The organism is Frankia sp. CeTa3Moorea, from assembly GCF_978021225.1.
Genome location: NZ_CDXDOR010000036.1, coordinates 1 through 17,043 on the forward strand (window position 1 = coordinate 1; position 17,043 = coordinate 17,043).

General features: G+C 71.5%; 9 protein-coding genes and 1 pseudogene. 4 read left to right on the plus strand and 6 right to left on the minus strand.

The window, feature by feature from the left end:
* Window positions 1-1,106: 1,106 nt before the first annotated feature.
* Both AC08OV_RS09115 and AC08OV_RS09120 read left to right on the plus strand, forming a co-directional pair.
* Complete coding sequence (locus tag AC08OV_RS09115; protein ID WP_009742431.1) at window positions 1,107-1,307, plus strand: DUF7455 domain-containing protein; 201 nt, start codon at window positions 1,107-1,109, stop codon at window positions 1,305-1,307.
* A 212-nt stretch (window positions 1,308-1,519) separates the two neighbouring features.
* Complete coding sequence (locus AC08OV_RS09120; protein ID WP_476619538.1) at window positions 1,520-2,590, plus strand: YihY/virulence factor BrkB family protein; 1,071 nt, start codon at window positions 1,520-1,522, stop codon at window positions 2,588-2,590.
* Here AC08OV_RS09120 and AC08OV_RS09125 read toward each other — a convergent pair.
* Window positions 2,584-4,029, minus strand: coding sequence for an LCP family protein (locus tag AC08OV_RS09125; RefSeq protein ID WP_476614776.1), 1,446 nt, complete (start codon window positions 4,027-4,029; stop codon window positions 2,584-2,586). The genes AC08OV_RS09120 and AC08OV_RS09125 overlap by 7 nt on opposite strands.
* Before the next feature lie 1,093 nt (window positions 4,030-5,122).
* Between AC08OV_RS09125 and AC08OV_RS09130 the strand changes: the two genes are divergently transcribed.
* Window positions 5,123-6,529 carry an aminopeptidase P family protein gene (locus tag AC08OV_RS09130; protein WP_462187381.1) on the plus strand — a complete coding sequence of 469 codons (1,407 nt, stop codon included), beginning with the start codon at window positions 5,123-5,125 and terminating at the stop codon, window positions 6,527-6,529.
* 221 nt (window positions 6,530-6,750) lie between these two features.
* On the opposite strand, the gene AC08OV_RS09135 is transcribed toward AC08OV_RS09130, so the two are convergent.
* Window positions 6,751-7,092, minus strand: coding sequence for a histone-like nucleoid-structuring protein Lsr2 (locus AC08OV_RS09135; protein ID WP_011437876.1), 342 nt, complete (start codon window positions 7,090-7,092; stop codon window positions 6,751-6,753).
* A 664-nt stretch (window positions 7,093-7,756) separates the two neighbouring features.
* On the opposite strand from AC08OV_RS09135, the gene AC08OV_RS09140 reads away from it, so the two are divergent.
* Entirely contained in the window at window positions 7,757-8,083 is a 327-nt protein-coding gene (locus AC08OV_RS09140; protein ID WP_462187376.1) for a hypothetical protein, read from the plus strand.
* A 377-nt stretch (window positions 8,084-8,460) separates the two neighbouring features.
* Here AC08OV_RS09140 and AC08OV_RS09145 read toward each other — a convergent pair whose 3' ends face one another.
* The 4 genes and pseudogenes from AC08OV_RS09145 to AC08OV_RS09160 form a co-directional block, all read right to left on the minus strand.
* Window positions 8,461-9,285, minus strand: coding sequence for an ABC transporter ATP-binding protein (locus AC08OV_RS09145; protein ID WP_476614778.1), 825 nt, complete (start codon window positions 9,283-9,285; stop codon window positions 8,461-8,463).
* A 239-nt stretch (window positions 9,286-9,524) separates the two neighbouring features.
* On the minus strand, window positions 9,525-13,031 hold the full coding sequence (locus AC08OV_RS09150; RefSeq protein WP_476619539.1) for a SpoIIE family protein phosphatase: 3,507 nt from the start codon (window positions 13,029-13,031) through the stop codon (window positions 9,525-9,527).
* 530 nt (window positions 13,032-13,561) lie between these two features.
* Window positions 13,562-15,679 (minus strand): annotated as a pseudogene (locus AC08OV_RS09155) (GNAT family N-acetyltransferase).
* Between the two features lie 47 nt (window positions 15,680-15,726).
* Window positions 15,727-17,007 (minus strand): acetoin utilization protein AcuC, encoded by a 1,281-nt coding sequence (locus AC08OV_RS09160; RefSeq protein WP_476615063.1) that lies wholly within the window; start codon window positions 17,005-17,007, stop codon window positions 15,727-15,729.
* Between the last annotated feature and the right edge of the window lie 36 nt (window positions 17,008-17,043).

Consider the following 17,043-nt stretch of genomic DNA (forward strand, 5'->3'; position numbering starts at 1 on the left):
GCGCTGCCCTCCCACCCGGCCGCGTCGTATCCCGGGGATACCGCGGGCGGTGGAATCGCGCCCGAGTCGCCCGAGTCGCCCGAGTCGCCCGCCCGTCCGGAGGCGATCCAGGCGGCCGAACCGCAACCCGTGGTCGCGGACACCCGATCCGCGGACACCCGATCCGCGGACACCCGATCCGTGACCCCATGGTCCGTACCTGCCCGGTCCGCAGACCCCACGGCCCCGGGAGACCCGCGGTCGGCGGAGCGGAAGGCCGCCCGGGCCGAGGACGCCGAGTCCCTGGACCGTCCCGTCCGGCCCGAACCGATCCGCGGCGAGGTCGCTCGCCGGACGGCCGCGACGGGGCGAGGCGTTCCCGGCGGCCGCCCCAGGGTGGGGTCCGCGTCCGGGAACGGGCGATCAGGCGTGAATTCCCGGGCGGCCGTCGCGCCGGCCGGTCCGCAGCCCGTGACATCCGCCACGTCTCCCACCGGGACAGCCGCCAAGCCGTCGGTCCCGGGCTCGGCGCAGGTGCCTCCCGTCGCCGCCGTGGAGCGGGGCGGGACAGCCCCCGCCGAACCGGAGCCGTCAGCCCCAGCCGCCGGTACAGCAGCGCGATCCGCTCCCGCCGAACCGGCCGCGGCAGCGGGCACCGATGCCGCCGCAGCCGCCGTGACCTCGGCACCAGCCGCCCGCGCCGCCGGATTCGGCACAGGTTCCACGCCCGGGGCGCGCCGCACGGCGGCCCGGCGGGAAGCCTCCGCCAAGGCTCCCTCCGCGCAGACGGAGGAGGCGGCGCCGGACGGGACCGACGAAACGACCGTAGACACATCGAACGCCTCCGCTGCGTCACGGGCACGTCCGAGTAACACCACCCGTGGGAGCGAACGTCCGGCAGGCGGTCGACGCGGACGCAAGTCAGTGCCAGCATGGGACGATATCGTCTTCGGTGCCCGACGTCCCTGATCAGACGACCGGGCGCCCGAGACGGGTACCCGTCCGTGGTATGGAGGACCACGGACACCACGCCGCTCTGGATGCAACGACGCCGCGAGAGCCGGCTGTGAGTAAACCGTCACATGGTCAGCTGGAACGTCTGACCGCCTAACACAGTTGGAGTAGATGTGACAGGGACTACCACGAAGCCGACGCTGACCAATCTTGATCGTTGCGACCGGTGCGGTGCCCAGGCCTACGTGCGGGTCGTGCTGCCCGGGGGCGGCGATCTCCTGTTCTGCCGACACCACGCGAAGTCGCACGACTCGAAGCTGCGTGAGATGGCTGTTGAGTATCACGACGAGACCGACAAACTCAGCGTGTCCTGAGCTCGGCCGCCCAGGCACACTGAAGGGACACATCGCGATCTAGCGATGTGTCCCTTTTGGTGTATCCAGTCTGATATATTCAGATTCCTGGTTGCTTCCTCGCTGCTGGCCAGCGGCCCATCCGTTACTCCGGGTGGCCTCCGCCGCGATCACCCACTCCGTTCCTGGATGCCCTTCGGCACCCAGGAACGCCAGGCCATACGGTGGGGGCCGTGTCCGCCACGGGAAACAAAGCACCGGCTCCCGTGGCATCGTCCCCGGTGAGCGGCCGCTGGATGGTGTTGCTGCGCAGAGTGGCCGTCGAGGTGAATCCCGGGCTGCTGACGCGGGCCAGAAACCATCACGCCGCGGCCTGGACCGCCATCCGGCGCAGCACGCTGTTCCACCGGCTGCCCCGGGGACCCCTGCGACTGGCCCGTCGGACCATCACCAATGCCTGGCGGCACCGGGTCCTGGGGCTTGCGGCCGAGGCGGGATTCTGGCAGCTGCTGTCCCTGCCACCGCTCCTGCTGTCGTTGTTGGGAACCCTCGGCTACGTCGGTGACGCCATCGGGGCCGACGCCCTCGACAGCGCCCGGCAGAGCATCCTTCGCGGCGCAGGCGACCTGCTGACCGAATCGGTGGTCGACGACGCGGTGCGCCCGACCATCGACCAGATCCTCTCCCGTGGCCGACCAGACGTGATCTCCATCGGTTTCGTGCTGTCCCTGTGGACCGGGTCAACCGCGATGGCGACCTTCGTCAACACCATCACTATCGCCTACGGCCAACGCGATCTGCGCTCGGCGGTGCGCAGCCGGCTCCTGGCGCTGTGGTTGTTTCTCGCCCAGGTGGCCAGCGGGGTCATTCTCCTGCCTGCGCTGGTCCTGGGGCCCGAACTGATCTCGCGGATCTTCGACGCCGGTCGCCATCCCCTCGTCAGCACCCTGATCCCACTGCTCTACTGGCCGGTCGTGGGACTCGTGGCCCTGGCGATGCTGACCTCGCTGTACCACCTCTCGCTGCCGGTACGCCAACCCTGGTGGCGGGCGCTGCCCGGAGCGATCCTCGCGCTCGTCTGCTGGCTCGTGGGCAGCGGCGTGCTGCGATACTACCTGGAGATCGTGTTCAGTAACGAACTGGTCTACGGCTCGCTCGGATCACCGGTGGCGGTGCTGCTGTTCTTCTACATCACCGCGCTGGCCGTGCTGTTGGGCGCGGAGCTCAACGCGGCGCTGGACGAGCAGCCGCCGCGCCGTCGGGGCAGCCACTCGGCACCGAACGCCTCGAGGCCACCTCAATAGGTGCAGGACACCCCGCCCGCGTCACCCGGGACGGACCTTCCCGCCGCGCTGGCCGGGGACCAGACCACCGGTACCGCAGCGGACACCGGTACCGCAGCGAAGGAGCCACCCCCCGCGCCAGCCGGGAGTGCGCCGGTGGAGCTCCCGTCGGCGACACGACCGCCGAAGGGCTTGAGGAAGGCGCCCAGCTGGGCTGGCTCAGGAACTAGGACGCTCTGCCCCCCGCGAGTGCCAGCTGCCGCCGGCACCGTCGTGAACGCGACGCCGCCCGATCCGATCGCCTGCATCCGCACCGCGAGAAGCCGGAGGTCGGCGAGAGAGGTGGCCTCGTCGAGCGTCAGCGCCGAGGTGGCGGAGTCGACCACCCCGAGCAGCTTCGCCGGGTTGAGCAGGGTGTCCGTCGACGCGATCCGCTGGAAGACGGCACCGAGGAACTGCTGCTGGCGGCGGATGCGGTCGATGTCGCTCTCGGGCAGGCCATACCGCTGCCGGACGAAGGAGAGGGCCTGCGCCCCGTTCAGCGTGTTCTCGCCGACCTGACCGGAAAACCCGGAGTAATGGTCGTGCAGGTTGTCGAAGCCCCGTGCCTTCAGCTCGGGGGGAAGCTCCTTGATGCAGACGGTGACCCCGCCAAGGGCGTCCGTCATCCCCTGGAAGCCGATGAAGTCGATCTGGACGTAGTGGTCGACCCGGATCCCGGTGAGGTTCTCGATCGTGGCCACAAGCAGGGACGGCCCGCCGTAGGAGAAGGCGGCGTTCAGCTTGGACCGCTGCGCCGCATGCTGCGTGCCCGCCGCGTCGGTGTACGCGGGGATCCGCACCCACAGATCCCGGGGGAAGGAGATGAGGGTCGTCGAACCGTCGCCGTCGAGGTGGGCGAGGATGGTCGTGTCCGACCGCTGCCCCTCGACCTGGCCGAACTCGCCGCTGGTCCCCGTCCGGGTGTCCGACCCCACGAGCAGGATGTTCTGCGTTCCACCCGATGCGGACGCCGGCCGGTCCGCGCTGGCGGAGAAGGTCAGCGGGATGTGGCGCACCCTGCCGTCGTAGTGCTTCAGCACGGCCCAGCCACCGGTCGCCAGGATGAGGACGAGGGTCGCCAACACCGCGGCCACGGCGGTGAGACCGCGCCATAAGCCGCTCTGCCCGGGTTCCGCGGGACCCTCCGGGGCCGGCCGGTCGTACCGGGGCTCGGCCGCCGGATGATCGACGGGGTACCGGCCGTAGGGATCGGGGTAGGCGCCCGGAGGTACGCGCGGCTCGTCATCGTGGCCCCGCGGAGCGGGCCGGTGCTCCCGGCGCGGCCACTGCCCGACGGGCCAGTCCTCCTCGGGGGCCCGGCGCGGGTCCCGCGGGTCACGGACGGACCGGCCACGCCGCTCGCCATCCCGCCGTCCCGCCGTCCCGTACCGTTCCGGACGATCCGGAGGCCAGGTCATGGCCGCGTCCTCCTCCCCCATCCACCGGGATGAGATCATCCGCGCCAATGGCGCCGCCCGAGGCCGGGACCGTCCACCACCGGCGCGAACCCGCCGGACCACCTTGGCACGACGTGGGCGCGGACGGACCGGAACCCTCCCGGACAGTCTTTTCGATGGTGACGGGTGACGGGCGTCATGGCATTCCCAACGGGTTGTCGGATGTGCGACCTCGCAGGCCCCCGGCCGGCCCACGGACCGTACGGGCTCCGACGGCGCCACCCGGACCGTCCCGGCCGAGCCGAGCGGTGGCAGACCCCCGGGTGGCGCCGAGCATCAAGACCGGTCGCGGGCCCGATCCCGATCCTGCGATCCCGACGACAACCACCGATATCGGGATGCGCGACAATGATGCCGGTCTCCGGTGGTGTTCGCGACACGCAGTGCAGTGCCCGAACCGAGTGCAGTGCCCGAACCGCACGATGCCGGTGGCTATCGGACCGGCATTACGGCACGCCGAGGACGTCCGCACCCGGACCGACCCGGTCCGTGCAACGTGGACCCGCCTTCCCCGCCGACCGGAAGATGAGTTAACGGTCCACGACGGAAGGTCACAGCCGGCCGGATCCCTCAGATCTCCCACAACCGATTGCGTGCCCTCGTTAACTCACCCGAAGTGGGAGGAACAGTCTTCGTGGAAGGGTCCGAAGGCGGCGAAGTGGGTAGCGGCGCCCGGACCCATGTCGCGACGCGACCGCTCACATCGGCCCGGCATCATCGCGGCGGTGCGATGCACCAAATGCCCGGCGGACCAACGACGGGAAGTCCGGGTAGCGCGCGGGGCATGGCGGTACGCCTCGCGCGCTACCCGCCGTCCACAACGGGGCCTACCGTTAACGTTATGAGTGCCCAGTCCCACCAAAGCTCACCTCCACCGACCGGCCCGGGGGTGCCCGAGAGCGCGCCGGCCGGGCGTGATCCGAACCTCATCACGGCCGACGAGCCGGGCGTTGTCCCCACCGGGGCCGGTGAACCTCCGGCATCGGATGATTCCGTGCGCGAACCCGGGCAGGCCAACCACGACGAGGAACCACACGCGGCGTTCCGGCGGTTTATGTCGACCGGGTGGGCGCCGATTGACGACGCTGTGCCATCCCGCGATGACTGCGCACCCTACACCGCGAAACGTCGCGCCTTGTTGGGTTCGCGGTTCCCGGCGGACGCGCTTGTGGTGCCGAGCGGCGGTCTGCGGGTACGGGCAAACGACACAGATTTTCCGTTCCGTCCCGGAAGCGACTTCTTCTGGCTGACCGGCTGCCATGAACCGGATGCCGTGTTGGTTCTGCTACCCAACGCGGCCGGTGAGCATGATGCGGTGCTCTATGTCGCCGGGCGGTCCGACCGGTCGAGCTCCGCCTTCTACACCGACCGGCGATACGGGGAACTGTGGGTCGGTCCCAGACCGGGGGTTCGGGAGACCGCGGCACAGCTGGAGATCGAATGCCGGCCGCTCACGGAGCTCGCGGACGCGCTCGCGCGGTTGGCACCGGGAAACACCCGGGTACTACGCGGAGTCGATCCGGTCGTGGACGGTTCGGTGCTGCGTTGGCCCGGCCGGGGTGGGCCAGGAACCGACCGCGATCTGGCCCTCGCACAGGCCCTTTCCGAGCTGCGGCTGCTCAAGGACGACTTCGAGATCGCCCGATTGGACGAAGCGATCGCCGCGACCGTGCGCGGCTTCACCGAGTGCGTGGGAGAAATCGGTCGGGCGATGGACCTGCCCAACGGAGAACGATGGTTGGAAGGGACGTTCTGGCGGCGGGCCCGGGTGGACGGCAACGATGTGGGATACGGTTCCATCGTCGCCTGTGGCCACCACGCCACGACGCTGCACTGGGTCCGCGACGACGGGCCGGTACGCGCCGGTGATCTCGCCCTGCTCGACATGGGGGTCGAGGGACGGTCCCTCTACACGGCCGACGTCACCCGCACGCTCCCGATCAACGGACGGTTCACCGAGCTGCAGCGCCAGGTCTATGACGTGGTTCTTCGCGCCCAGCAGGCCGGGATCGACGCGGTCCGGCCGGGAGCGTCCTTCCTGGATCCGCACCGGGCCGCCATGCAGGTCATCGCCACGGCGCTCGACGACTGGGGGCTCCTGCCGGTCAGTGCGCAGGAGTCGCTGACCGAGGACCCACGCTCCCCGGGAGGGGGCGTCCATCGCCGCTATACCCTGCACTCCACGTCGCACATGCTCGGGTTGGACGTGCACGACTGCGCGCAGGCGCGCGACCAGACCTATCGCGACGCGGCGCTGGAACCGGGCATGGTATTGACGGTCGAACCGGGCCTGTACTTCCAGCCGGACGACCTGACGGTTCCGCCGGAGCTGCGGGGCATCGGCGTCCGGATAGAAGACGACATCCTGGTCACCAGGGATGGAAGGCGGAACATGTCCGCCGCACTTCCGCGAACCGCAGAAGACGTCGAAAACTGGATGGCCCGGCAGCTGCCGAACTGACGGAACGAACAGATCTGGCGACAGACTGCGTTGGCGGCGACGCCAATAGTTCCTGCCACACCGGCCCGGTCGGTGTGGCAGGAACCTGACCATGCAAAACCTGATCACACGATCTTCGGTCCGCCGGATCGCGCGGCCCGTCGTCCAATACCACGGGCACTACCGCTACAAGGGGTTCCACTGCCCCGGTCCCTGCCCCGGAAAAGCAGTCAAGACCAGGATCAGTGGGCCTTGTCGTACGCCTCGACGATGTTGGAAGCGATACGCCCCCGGTCACTCACCGTGTAACCGTTGCTGCGCGCCCACTCGCGAATGTCGGCGGTACGGTCGGTTCCGCCGGTACGGCGCGAAGCGGCACGCACACCACGCCGGCCACCCGCCGCCCGACCGCCAGAACGGCGAGCCGCGGTGACGAACGGAGCCAACGACTCACGCAACTTCGTGGCGTTCTTCTCCGACAGGTCGATCTCATACTGCGCACCGTCGAGTCCGAACCGGACGGTCTCGTCAGCCTCTTCTCCACTGAGATCGTCAATCAACGAGACGATGGTCTTCTGGGCCATGCCACTCTCCTTCAGGTCAGCGGACCGCAGAACTCACGCGTCTATTATTACCACGAGAACGCGGGGAACCGTCACGCCTGGTTCGCCGGACTCGCAAGCTTGGGTCGCCGAAGACGAAGTCAGCGCTCAACGCACGCCGCTCTGGCAGTCGGAGTGCGGAACCCAAAGACAGGGAGCAAGCTCCACATGATAGAGGGATGATCATGTTCTGCGAATCACACCTTCCCAGTCGAAAGGCCGGCCGCAAGCGGACAGTTGGGCAGGCGTGGACCGGGCGGCGTCCATGTCCTCCGACCTTGGGACACCGATCGTGTTCGTCTACCGACTCCCGTGGACGATTGCCCGGCAAACGGCGGGCAACAGCCGTCGGCGCCTTTGGGGTGGTGGTGCCGCGAGCGGAACCGACCGGTACGAATGCCAAAGGGGATCGCCGCGCCGGATGAGTACCCCTGATTCCGGCGCCGCTGCTATGGGCCGACCCACGGACGAGTACCCGCGCACGTGGGTGGTAGACGGTGCCAACGTGATTGGCTCCCGGCCCGACGGGTGGTGGCGGGACCGCCCAGGAGCGGCCGGACGGCTGGTCGACGCTATTTCGGCGCGGATCATCCGTCCCGGCACGCACCCGCGGCCATCATCGAGGCCGGAATGGCCTGAGCGGATCGTGGTCGTTCTCGAGGGTGCGGCGCGAGCCGGAGTTCCCGAGGGAACCGTACGGCCCGGAAAGATCACACCCGAAAAGGTCGGGCCCGCGGGCGTCGCGCCCGAGAAGGGCCGCCACGTTCCAACGAGGGCGGACCGCGCGGCACCGACCATCGTCGTCGTGCACGCCCCCGGGCACGGCGACGACGCCATCGTGGCGGCGGCGCGCGACGCGGTCGCGCCCGTGGTCGTCATCACCTCGGATCGGCAACTTGCCGTCCGGCTGAGGTCGCTCGGCGCGGGTGTGCGACGGTCGGGATGGTTGTGGGACCTGCTCGACGAACGATGAACGACGGCCGGTCAGCGACGGCTCCCGGGACGACCGGCGGTCGGCGTCCGGCTCGCCGGCCGGCCCACGAACGGACGAGCCCGGAGAGGGAGCACGACGGCCGCCACGAAAAAACACACCGGCGATACCGGAAAAGGCGCGCTACGACGGGCTGAGGCCGCTTGACGGGGATGGATGGCCCACCGGGCCGTACGCGCAACGCCGGGACCGGACGGCGACTCGGGACTGGATCACGTCGGGAAAATCACCGCACCCCGCCGATCGTGCTCACCCGGCCATCGACCGACTCCGGTCGCGGCCGATCGGCCCATGAACGGACAAACACCCCGCGGCACAGGCTCAGACCCGCGGCACAGGCTCAGACCCGCGGCACAGGCTCAGACCGAGGCGGACACCGGATGCCGGGGAGGCGGTCCGGCGGCAAGCCGGGCGGTGTAGCGACCGGCCGCCACGCCGACATCCAACGGAATCCCGAAGCAGGAGGACAGCGCCTCCGCGGTGAGTACCTGCGCGACCGGACCGGCCGCAAGCACCTGGCCGCCGCGCACCAGCAACGCGTGGGTCACCCCGACCGGGATCTCCTCCACGTGGTGGCTGACGAGGACGAGGACAGGAGCGGTGGGGTCGGCCGCGAAGCGGGTGAGCCGCCGCATCAACGCCTCCCGCGCACCCAGATCGAGCCCGGAGGCGGGCTCGTCGAGCAGGAGGAGTTCCGGGTCGGTCATGAGGGCCCGGGCGATGAGCACACGCTTGCGCTCTCCCTCGGAGAGGGTTCCGAAGCGCCGGTCGGCCAGTCCACGGCACCCGAACTGGGTCAGCAGGCCGGCCGCGCGGGTGAGATCGACCTCGTCGTACTCCTCGTCGGCGCGGCCCAGCACGGACCAGCCGGCGGTCACCACCGCGTCGAGTACCCGCTCGTCGGCGGGTGGCGTCTCCACCAGCGCCGGACTGACGACACCCACCCGGTATCGTAGATCGAGAAGGTTGACCTTACCGAGACGGGCGCCGAGCAGGTCGACCGTGCCCCTGGTGGGAAACAGCCGGCCCGAGGCCACCTGCAGCAGGGTCGTCTTCCCGGCGCCGTTGGGACCGAGGACCACCCAGCGCTGGCCGGGGAACACCGCCCACGACACGTTCCTGAGCAGGTATGACCCATCTCGCACGACATTGACATTGTCGAGGCGCAGCACCGCGTCCGGCATGCAGCTCACGTTACGCGACACCAGACTTCCCGATGCCGCCGGGACGGCCCGGTCCACCCGTATCAGGCCGTCTCGTGCCGTATCTGGCAGATCAGCCCACCACCCGGTCAGCCCGCCACCCGGTCAACCCGCCACCCGGTCAACCCCGCCCCGGCCGTCCGGATGGATTTCACCTGTCGGACTGGGATAAATCAGACATATCTAACAGACCACGCAATTGGCCCTCCATGGCCATGGCGTCAGTCCGGTTCGGGCGGGGTCGTCCCGGTCAGGTCGATCTCGGCCCACACTGCCTTCCCGTCGGCGACCGGACGGACGCCGTGCCGAACGGCGAGCCGGGAGACCAGGTGGAGCCCGCGGCCGGCCTCATCCTCGGCCGCGGCATGGCGCCGCCGCAGCACCCGGCCGCCACCGTCGGCGACCTCCACGACGGCCCGGTCGCCCAGCAGGCGCAGCCGCACCGACAGTGGTGGGCGACCATGCCGCACCGCGTTGCTCGCCAACTCCGACAGCACCAGGATGATGGTGTCGACGACCTCCGAGGCCAGCGTCGCGTTCTCCAGCGCGAGCCTGGCCTGGGCCCGCACGGCGCGCAGGCTCGCCGCACCGTCGAAGGTGGCGTCCAGGAGGGCCGCCGCGGCCGTCAGTTCACCGGGCAACCGGGCGAACAGAAGCGCGACGTCGTCGGCCGCCGCCGCGTCGATCGTCCTCCCGACCGTCCCGTCGACCGCCGTCCCGTCGGCCGTCCCGGAACCCACCGGGCCGGAACCCACCGGGCCGGGGGCGACGGCGGGACCGAGACCGGCACACGCCGCGGTGACCAGGTCGTCCAGATTCGCGGTGAACCTGTCGCTGGTGCGGGCGAGCGCGGCCGCGAGCTGCGAGACTCCGGCGTCGAGGTCGCGCGCACGTCCCCGGACGAGCCCGTCGGTGAACAGGGCGATCAGATATCCCTGTCCCAGTCGCACCGTGTACTCGGTCACGTCCGACCGGGCCACCCCGAGTGGAGACCCCACCGCCATGTAGAGCCTGGAGACCAGCCCGTCCGGCGCGACGACCAGGGGCGGCGGGTGCCCGGCACTCGCCAGCGTCAGCACCCCGCTGTCGATCTCGACGACCGCGTAGATGCAGGTGGCGATCTCCTCCCCGGGCAGGTCCGCGACGATGCCGTCCAGCAGCGTCAACACCTCGGCCGGGGGAAGATCGAGACGGGCGCAGGTGCGGGCCGCCGCGCGCAGCTGCCCCATCACCGCGGTCGCCCGGATCCCTCGGCCCATCACGTCGCCAATCATCAGGGCGACTCGCCCGGCTCCCAGGTCAATCACGTCGAACCAGTCGCCACCGGCGTCGTCACCGACCCCGCCGGGCAGGTAACGGGTGGCCACCTCGAGCCCGGACGGGACGGCGGGCGGAGAACCGCGCAACGCCTCACGCAGTGCCAGCGCATTGCTGCGCTCGGCGGCCCCCCGATCGATCCGGTCCAGGACGACCCCCACCCGGGCGGCGAGTTCGGTCAGCAAGAGCAGATCCGCTTCGGTGAACGGAGGTCGATCCGCAACGGCAGTCACACTCAGTACGGCGACGACGTGGCCGACCCGTACCACGGGTACGACAGCCATCGTGTGGGCCCCCACCTGGCGGATCCACCGCTCGGCGTCGGCCGGCGGATCCCACTCGCCCGCTGCCAGTGCGGCGATCAGCCGCTCGCCCTGGCGGGCGGCCCGGGCGAACGGACTCGTCGGCGACGTCGCCGCGCCGGCCCCCAAGGCGAACGGAGGCACCGTGCCGAGCCCGTCACGAGCCACGACAACGAGCGGATGCAGCTCGGGCACCGGCTCGGCCGCCCGGTCCCCCGCCGTCTCCTCGAGACCCCCCTCGGCCGCGGCTCTGTCCCCGGCCGCGTCCCCGGCTCTGTCCCCGTCCCCGGCTCTGTCCCCGGCCGCGGCTCTGTCCCCGGCCGCGTCCCCGGCGTCAGCCCCGTCCCGGACGGGCACCGCGGCACCGCTCCAGGACGCCGGGACGGGAGCGGGCGTGCCGGTGACAAGCTGGACGACACACAGGTCGGCGACCTCCGCGACGATCAGCTCGGCCAGGGAGCGCAGGGCGACGGGAGGCTCGACGGCCGCGGCCACGATCCCGGTGGCTCGCTCCAGCAGCCGAAAGCGGCTATCGGCGAGTGCCAGGGCGGCCTGCGCCTCGCGCGTCGCCGCCAGGGTCCGATGACCGCGCGCGGCGTCGGCGGCGAGCTGTTCGTAGCCGGTGGCCCGTTCCAGGGCCTGCGCGCAGGCGTCGGCGATCGCGACGAGGGATGCCTGATCAGCGGCGGTGAACTCCCGCGCCTGGCGGAACCCGAAGGTCACCACGCCGAAGGGTGCGCCGCCCCCGACGGCCAGCGGCAGCATCGCCCAGGCGTGCTCACCCGCCGCGGCGGCGACGTCGGCGACCTCCGGCACCGGCCAGCGGGCGAGCAGCTCGTCGCGGTCGACGAGAAACAGTGCACGACCGCCCCGCATGACCTCCGCCAGCGGATGTACCGCGCCCAGCGCCACCTCCGACCATCGGGCGAGGCCGTCGGCGGGACCCGGCGGGGCGTGGAAGAGTAGCTGGTCGTGCGCCTCGTCCACGAGCGCGACGCCCCGGCTGGCGGCCCCGGCCATCCGTCCCCCGACGTCGAGGACGGTGGCGACGACGTCGTCCACGGTCAGGGTCCGGGCGAGCGCCACGGCCAACGTCGCGGTCTGTTCGGCCCGTTCCGTCGCGATCCGGGCCCGCTGGTCGGCCGTGGCCCGGTCGGCCTCGGCGGCGCGTACCTCGGTGAGATCGCGGATCACCCCGAGCCACTCGCCGGGCCGGCTGTTCGGCCGGCCGGCCGCCGGCATGGGAACGATGCGGGCCTCGACCACCCGCACGGCGGTGCGGTCGCCTCCGCCACCGGAGATCCGGAACTCGGCCTCGAAGGTCTCACCGTGCTCGATCGCCCCGCGCCAGGCGCGCCCGACCCGCTCCCGGTCGTCGGGATGGACCACGCCGAGCCAGCCGAACCCGGCCAGCTCCGCCGGATGCCGCCCGGTGAAGGCCCGCAGACGGGGCAGATCGGCATCGAGTGCCCCGTCGCCTTCGGCATGGAACACGTCCATCGCGGCGGCGTCCACGAGGCCGAGGTAGCGTGCCTCGGCCCGCGCCCGCTCCCCCTCGACCGCCCGCGTCCCGCTGGCGTCGATCGCGACGAACGCCACGCCCACCAGCCCGACCTGAGGGTCGTTCACCGGATACCAGCTGGCGAGCCACGTCTGCGGCGGTCCGGAACCATCGGTGGCGACCACGACCTCCAGGTCCACCACCGGCTCGCCGGTGCGCAGCACCCGTGCCAGCAGAGCGTCGAGTTCCTGGCCGGTGTCGCCGAGGAGCTCGGAGACGGTACGGCCGAGGTGCTCGTGGACCGGCCGGCGGTCGAACCGGGCGAGTGTGTCGTTCACCCGCAGGAACCGCCCGGCCCGGTCGAGCAGGGCGAGACCGGCCGGGGCCCACGCGAACAGCGCGTCCAGCATCACGAACGTGGCCACGGGGTCGGTTCCCGGGGCGTGTCCGGGCGGGGGAAAACCGGCCCGGCCCGGTCCCGGAAGCCCCGCCGGATCGGACCGGCGCATCCCTGGCGTATCCGGCGTGCGGCGCGGCTCGGTGCCGTCGATGACATCCCGTATGACCGGCTCGGCGGTCACGGCCGGAGCGGCCGGCCGGGCGACCATGGGCCAGCCCTCGGGTAGCTCGGGTAGCTCGGAGCCGGCTCCCCGGTCCTGACGGGGGCCGGTATCCGGGCCGGGAGCGTGCTTAGGGCCGGGGACCTGATTCGGGCCGGGATGCGCGCGTGGGCCGGGGTTGGTGTGTGGTCCAGGGCTGGTGTGTGGGCCGGCCGGCGGTCCCCCTTGGGACCGGGTGACCGGAGTCGGTCCCGGGGAGACATCCCCCTGGCCGGACGGAACAACGCCCGATGGCCGGGAGGCGGATCCCGGGGGGCTCACGGAGAAGCGCGCACCCGCGGGCCCCGCGCCCACTGGCCCCAGATCCACCGGCCCCAGATCCACCGGCCCCAGATCCACCGGCAGCGCCTCCGACAGCCCGACGTTCGCCGGCCGGTACATCGGCACGAGAGACGCCTGCCCAGGCATCCCCTCTACGGGGGTACCAGGCGTCCCGGCAGCTCCCGCAGAATCAGGGGAGAGCATCGGGAATGCGCCGGAAGCGGGCCAGACGGGCGGCTGCGCGGAGTGCGGCGACGTCATGGGAAACGATTGTGGACGGCGTGCGCATGTTGTGCTGAACCGCCCCGGGTAGTCGCCCCGTCCGGAGTCGGGCGGTTCGGTGTCCAGAACCGCCGAGGTCCGACGTCCGCGCGGGGCGCCGACGGCCCAGCGACGATCTCCACGGACAGCACGGTCACCCGCCCAGTCGACACGATCACTGGATCCAACGTGAGATGAACCACCTCCGGCACGTCGTCGGCGAGCCGGGCGATCCTGAGGACCAGGTCCTCCAGCGCGGCGATGTCGACCGGCGTCGAGCCGAGGTATCCCAGCAGCAGCGGCGCCGCCCGCACCGAACGCACGAGGCGCGCCGCGTCGACGTCGGTAAGGGGAAGGATGTGGTGTGCGCGGTCCCCCAGCAGCTCGGTCGCGGGGCCCGCGAGGCCGAACGAGACCAGGGGACCGTACCGGGGATGCTCCTCGGAACCGACGACCACCGGCACGCCGACCGGCGCCATCCGCTGGACGACAATCGGCACCTCCACCCCGAGCTGGGAGCGCAGCGACGCCCATGCCGCCCGCACGGCTGCCGCGTCGGGCAGGTCGAGACGCTGACCGCGCAGGTCCGGACGATGCCGGTAGGGTCGCGGCCGCGCCTTGAGCGCCACCGGATAGCCGCGCTGGCCCGCCGCCTCGACGGCCCGGCGCGGGGACGTCACCAGGACGGCCGGCTCCACCGTAACGCCGTAGCAGTCCAGCAGGGCGGTGGCCTGATCCTCCGGAAGGCGACCGGTGAGTCCGGCGACGAGCGAACGCGCCTCGTCTGCCCGCACCGCCGTCGTCGGCACGGTGCCGATCGGGCGTGCCCGCCACTGGGCGTAGCCCACCACCCGGCGCAGCGCGGCGAACTTGCGGGGATTACCGAAGGTCTCCAGATGCATAATCATCGCGTCGGTCCCGGGGTCCTCCTCCCAGTACTGGAGCAGGTCGTTACCGCTCACGTCGGCCCGGTCCCCGGCGGAGACGAAGACCGACAGACCGACCTCGCGCGCGGCCGCCGCCAGGATGGCCCGGCCGAACGGACCCGACTGGGAGTAGCAGCCGATGCGGCCGGCCGGGGGCATCCGGGGCACCATCGAGGCGTTCAACCCCGCCGCCGGATTCTGGATGCCCATGCTCGCCGGGCCGACCACCCGCATGCCATCCGCCCGGGCCTCGGCCACCAGGGCCGCGTCTGCGGCGGCGTCGCGCTGGTCGGTGAGGACGACCAGCCCCCAGACCCCGGCCCGCCCGCAGGCGGTGACGACGTCAGGCACCTGCGCGGGCGGCACTCACACCACGGCCAGGTCGACCGGACGCGGCACGTCCTCGATGCCGGCGTAGGCCTGGATCGACGCCACCGCGCCGCCGGCTGCGGCCGCGGCCGCGGCCGGGTTTACCGGCTAGACGGGGCCGTCGAAGCCGCCGGCGAGCAGGTGACGCAGGACCGCGTTGCCCACGGACCCGGCGGACCGCCCCGCACCGATGACGGCGATCGCGCGCGGATGCAGCAGCCGACCGATCGAGGCGGCCTCGGCATGGTGCTCCCGGGCCCGCATCACCCCGACCGACTTCTGGGTGGGGGTGATCTCGAAGGACAGCCGGACCGCGCCCGAGTCCCAGGTCCTCGAGACCGTGTAACCGGCATCGAGAAAGACCCGGATCATCTGCTGGTTCTCCCCGAGCACGTCGGCGTCGAAGCGGCGGATCCCGCGGTCCCAGGCCACGGCGGCAAGATGCTCCAGCAGCACCGAACCCAGCCCTCGTCCCTGCTGGGCGTCCTCCACCAGGAAGGCGACCTCCGCCTCGGTCGGCCGTGCGGCGGTGCTCTCCCAGTGGGAGACCGCGACCAGGTCGTCGCCGATCATTGCGACGATGGCGCCGCGCAGCCGCTGGTCGACGGTCGTCATCCGTTGGATGTCGGCGTCGCTCAGGGCACGGCGCACGGCGAAGAACCGGAAGTAGATCGACTGGGTCGACAGCCGGGTCCAGAAGGTCCGCAGCAGCGGGCCGTCCGTCGGCAGGATCGGGCGGATGTGGGCGGTGCCGCCGTCACTGAGGATGACGTCGGCCTCCCACTCGACCGGATAGACGACCGGAGGCTCGGTGCTCACGCGGCGCTCACCCGGTTCTCACGCAGTGCTCAGCTCTTACTCCGTGCTCAACGGTCGACGGTGGGGTCGAGGCCGTGCAACGGCAGCACCTGACGCCGGGTCGCCGCCACCGTCCGGTCCAACGGATCGTCGGGGTCTCCCTCGCCCGCGTCCCAGGGACGGTACCGGACACTCACCCCGTCCCCGAGCGCCCGGGGCATGGCGGCGGCGCCGAGGGACTTCTGCCCGGTCGCCGCCCGCACCCGTCCCGGCGCCGCGGACCGCCAGTCCTCCGGCAGGGCGCGGCCGGCATCCAGGGGCACGTGGCCGGCGATCGCCAGCAGCTGCGTCCAGGCCCGCGGCACGACCGTGTCCAGCGCGTACCCGCCACCGCCGCAGGCCAGCCAGCGCCCGTCGCAGACCTCGTGGGCCAGCGCGTGCAGCAGGTCGTAGGAGGCCCGTTGGCCGTCCACCGACAGCGCCAGATCGGCCAGCGGGTCGAAGGCGTGCGTGTCGCAGCCGTGCTGGGTCACCAGCACCTGCGGCCGGAAGGACCGCAGGAGCACCGGCACCACCCCGGAGAAGGCGCGCAGCCAGCCGGCATCGCCGGTGGCGGGGGGCAACGCCACGTTCACCGCGGTGCCCTCCGCGGCGGGAGCACCCACCTCGGTCGGGAATCCGGTGCCCGGGAAGAGGGTGCTCCCCGTCTGGTGCAGGGAGATGGTGAGCACCCGCGGATCGTCGTAGAACGCCGTCTGCACGCCGTCGCCGTGATGCACGTCCACGTCGACGTACGCCACTCTGGTGGCTCCGGCGGAGAGCAACCAGGCGATCGCAATCGCCGGGTCGTTGTAGATGCAGAATCCGCTCGCCATTCCCGGCATCGCGTGATGCAGCCCCCCGGCGATCGACACGGCGTGCCGCGGCGGCCCGCTCCACACCGCCCGTGCCGCCTCGACCGTGCCACCGGTGATGAGCGCGGCGGCCTCGTGCATCCGTTCGAAGATGGGGTTGTCGGCTGTGCCCAGGCCGAACAGGGCCGCGAACCTTGCCTGCGCCGGGTCGGGCGCGGCACGGACCGCGCTCAGGTAGACCGGATCGTGGATCAGGCCGATGAGGTCGTCGGAGGCGAGGGTCGGCCTGGAGATCCGGATGCCCGGTGCGTCGAGAACGCCGAGACTCATAGCGAGGTCCATGGTGAGCTCAAGCCGCACGGGATGCAGCGGATGCGCCGGCCCGAAGTCGTAGCCGGCCATGGCCGGATCCCAGGTCACGACCGTCGGCTCGGCCAGCGGCTCGGCCGGCGGGCGACCGTCGGCCCGCCGCTCGGAATCGCCCGGGACACTCATCTGTCGACCGTAGCCCGATCACGCTCCCGGAGGTAG